Annotated in this window: 1 protein-coding gene; it reads right to left on the bottom strand. The window is 74.0% G+C overall.

Features of this window, described 5'->3' with window-relative positions; translation table 11 throughout:
* A partial coding sequence (locus AB0I21_RS57110) for an amino acid adenylation domain-containing protein (RefSeq protein ID WP_360574402.1) occupies positions 1-3,904 on the bottom strand: 3,904 nt, incomplete at both ends.

Below are 3,904 nucleotides of genomic sequence, written 5' to 3'. Positions count from 1 at the left end.
GGGTAGATGTCGGCGACGTTCGCCGCGCCGCCGTCGACGGTACCGACGACCGCCTGCACCTCGTCGCCGGTGAGCTCGACGAGCGGCAGCATGTCAGGGGTGATGCGCTGCGCGCCGGCGGGGATCCGGTTCGCCGGGACCTCCCGCGCCGCCGCGCCGGTGTCCGCGGCCGCGAGCCCGGCCGGGGTCGGCGTGTCGAACAGCGCCCGCACCGACACGGACACGCCGGCGGCCCGGAGCCACTCGACGAGCCGGACGGCGAGGAGCGAGTGGCCGCCGAGGGCGAAGAAGTCGTCGTCGACGCCGACGCTGCCGACGCCGAGGACCTCGGCGAACGCCTGGCAGATGACCTCTTCGCGGGCGTTCGCCGGTCCGCGGCCGGACCCGGTCGTGAAGTCCGGTGCGGGCAGGGCCTTGCGGTCGAGCTTGCCGTTGACGGTGAGCGGCAGCGTCTCGAGGGCGACGAACGCGGACGGCACCATGTACTCCGGCAGCTGGGACGCGGCGAACTCCCGCAGCCCGTCGGTCGCGCCGACCACGTAGGCGACGAGGCGCTTGTCCTCGGTGGCGACCACCGCCACCTGCCGCACCCGCTGCGCGAGGACGGACTCGATCTCGCCCAGCTCGATGCGGAACCCGCGGATCTTCACCTGGGCATCGGCACGACCGAGGTAGACGAGGTCGCCGTCGGCGGTCCACCGCACGACGTCTCCGGTGCGGTACAGGCGGCCGCCGGTGCCGAACGGGTCGGCGACGAACCGGCCCGCGGTGAGGCCGGCCCGGCCCAGGTAGCCGCGCGCCAGTTGCTCACCGGCGACGTACAGCTCGCCGGCCACTCCGGCGGGGACCGGTGCGAGCCGGTCGTCGAGGACGTAGGTGCGCAGCCCGGCCAGGCCGCGGCCGATGACGCTGTCCTTGGCCCCGCCCGCGGTGAGCGGCCGGTAGGTGACGTGCACCGTCGTCTCGGTGATGCCGTACATGTTGACGAGCTGGACGCCGTGGTCCCACCAACCGGTGAGCCGCGCCGGGTCCAGCGCCTCGCCGCCGAACACCACCACGCGCAGGTCGGACGCGGCCGGGGCGAGCTGGTAGAACGCCGACGGAGTCTGGCTCAGCACCGTCACCCGCTCCCGCACCACCAGCTCCCAGAACTCATGCGGAGACCGGGACACGTCCACCGGCACCACGACGACCCGGCCGCCGTGCAGCAGCGCACCCCACAACTCCCACACCGAGAAGTCGAACGAGAAGCTGTGGAACCACGTCCACACGTCATCAGCACCGAACAGCTCACGAGTCGCCGCGAACAACGCCACCACGTTGCGGTGCGACACCACCACGCCCTTCGGCGTCCCCGTCGACCCCGACGTGTAGATCACGTACGCCGCATGCCTCGGCAGCACCGGGACATCGACGTCGCCACCGACCGGGACCGGCCCGGCGACGTCCACCACCGGCACCCCGAACGCCGTCTCCAGCCGGTCGGTCAGCACGCATCGCGCGCCCGCGTCCGCGACCATGAACGCGGCCCGCTCCGTCGGCAGCGCCGGATCGATCGGCAGATACGCCCCGCCCGCCTTCCACACTGCGAGCAGCGCGGCGATCAGGTCCACACCGCGCGGCAGGCACACCGCGACCACCGACTCCGGACCCACACCCTCGGCTATGAGGAGCCGGGCCAGGCTGGCCGCCCGCGCGTCCAGTTCCGCATACGACACCTGGACGCCACCAGACACCACGGCGACCGCGTGCGGGGTCCGCGCCACCTGCGCCGCGAACAACGCACCCAGCGACACCTCCGGCACCTCGACCGGGGCGGTGTTCCAGTCGGTGAGGAGCCGGTCGACGTCGGCCGGATCCAGCACCGGCACCGCGGCGAGAGGGCTCTGCGCGTCGTGCTCCAGGGCGGTCACCAGGCCGGCGACCGCGGTGAGGGTCATGCGGGCGACCGCGCCGGGGTCGATGGGCGCGACCGCGTCGACGACCACGCCGAACCCGTCGCCGTCGTCGTCGACGGAGACCGTCACCGGGTAGTTGGTGCGTTCCTGCAGGAACACCTGGCGCATGCCGGTCGACCCGGCGTCGTCCTCGGGCTCGTGCGAGCGGTCGAGGTCGTTGTGCCGGTAGTTGAACAGCGAGTTGAACAGTGCGGTGTTCGCCGGCACGCCGCTGGCGCGCTGGGCGAGGGCGAGCGGGGTGTGCTCGTGTTCGAGGAGGCCGGCGAGCTGCCCGCGCATCGCGGTGACGGCGGCGGCGACGTCGAGGTCGCCGGTGCGGACCCGGACGGGCAGCGTGTTGATGAACAGGCCGACCCGGTCGGCGCCGGCGTCCATCCGGCCGAACAGCAGCGTCCCGAACACCACGTCGTCGCGGGTCGCGACGGCGGCGAGGACCCGCGACCAGGCGACGTGCAGGACGGTGGCGGGGCTGACGCCGAGCCGCCGGGCCGTGTCCCGCAGCCGGGCCGCCAGCGCCGGGTCCATGATCTGGCCGGCGCGCACCGACCCGGCGCCGTCGCCGCGGACGTCGGTGACCCCGAACGCGGCGGTCGGCTCGTCGACACCGGCGAGCAGGTCGCGGAAGTACGCCTCGTGGTCGCTGCGGGCGAGGCCGGCGCGGGCCCGGGCGACGAAGTCGCGGAACGGCAGCGGCGCGGGCAGGTCGCCGGCGCGTCCGGCGAGGACCGCCCGGACCTCGTCGTAGACGACCTGCGCCGCCGTGTTGTCCTCGACGAGGTGGTGGATGCGGACCATCGCCAGCCACCGGCCGCCGTCGAGGGCGGCGGTGTGCACGTCGAGCAGCGGGGCACGGCGCAGGTCCATCGACAGGCCGGCGACCGACAGCAGCTCCCGGGCGTCGGTGACCCCGTCGACCTGGGTCACCGGCAAGGCCGCCGTCCGCCACACGACCTGCACCGGCTCGCGCAGGCCCTTCCACACGACGGAGGTGCGGAAGACGTCGTGCCGGTCGATCACCTGCTGCAGCGCGCCGACGAACGCGTCGAGGCTGCCACGGTCGGGCAGTTCGAACGCGCGCGGCACGGCGTAGACGTCGTCGCCGCCGTCCGCCAGCAGGTGGTGGAAGAGCATCCCCTCCTGCAGCGGGGCGAGCGGGTAGATGTCGGCGACGTTGGCCGCGCCGCCGTCGACGGTGCCGACGACCGCCTGCACCTCGTCGCCGGTGAGCTCGACGAGCGGCAGCATGTCCGGGGTGATGACCTGCGCGCCGGCGGGGATCCGGTTGGGCGGCACGTCGACGGTCACGCGGGTGGCGACGGCGGCCAGCCCGGCCGGGGTCGGGGTGTCGAACAGGGCGCGGACCGGCACGGCCAGGCCGCGTGTCCGCAGCCACTCGACGAGCCGGACGGCGAGGAGCGAGTGGCCGCCGAGGGCGAAGAAGTCGTCGTCGACGCCGACGCTGCCGACGCCGAGCACCTCGGCGAAGGCGAGGCACAGCAGCTCTTCCCGCGCGTCGGCGGGGCCGCGCCCGCTGCCGGCGTTCGCGGCGAAGTCCGGAGCGGGCAGGGCCTTGCGGTCGAGCTTACCGTTCACGGTCAGCGGCAGCGCGTCGAGGACGACGACCGCGGAGGGCACCATGTACTCGGGCAGTCGCGTGGCGGCGTGCTCCCGCAGCCCGTCGGCGGCGCCGACGACGTACGCGACGAGGCGGTCGTCGCGGAGCACGACGGCGGCCTGCTCGACACCGGGGTGCGCGGTGAGGACGGCGTGGATCTCCCCCAGCTCGATCCGGAACCCGCGGATCTTCACCTGATCGTCCGCGCGGCCGAGGTAGACCAGGTCACCCTCGTCGGACCAGCGGACCACGTCACCGGTCCGGTACAACCGCTCGCCGTCGCTGAACGGGTCGGCGACGAACCGCTCGCCGGTCAACCCCGGCCGGCTGA

The organism is Dactylosporangium sp. NPDC050588 (genome assembly GCF_040654975.1).
GTDB classification, from domain to species: Bacteria; Actinomycetota; Actinomycetes; order Mycobacteriales; family Micromonosporaceae; genus Dactylosporangium; species Dactylosporangium maewongense.
Note: the sequence above shows the minus strand (reverse complement) of the source record. Positions and strands in the feature narration are given on the sequence as shown.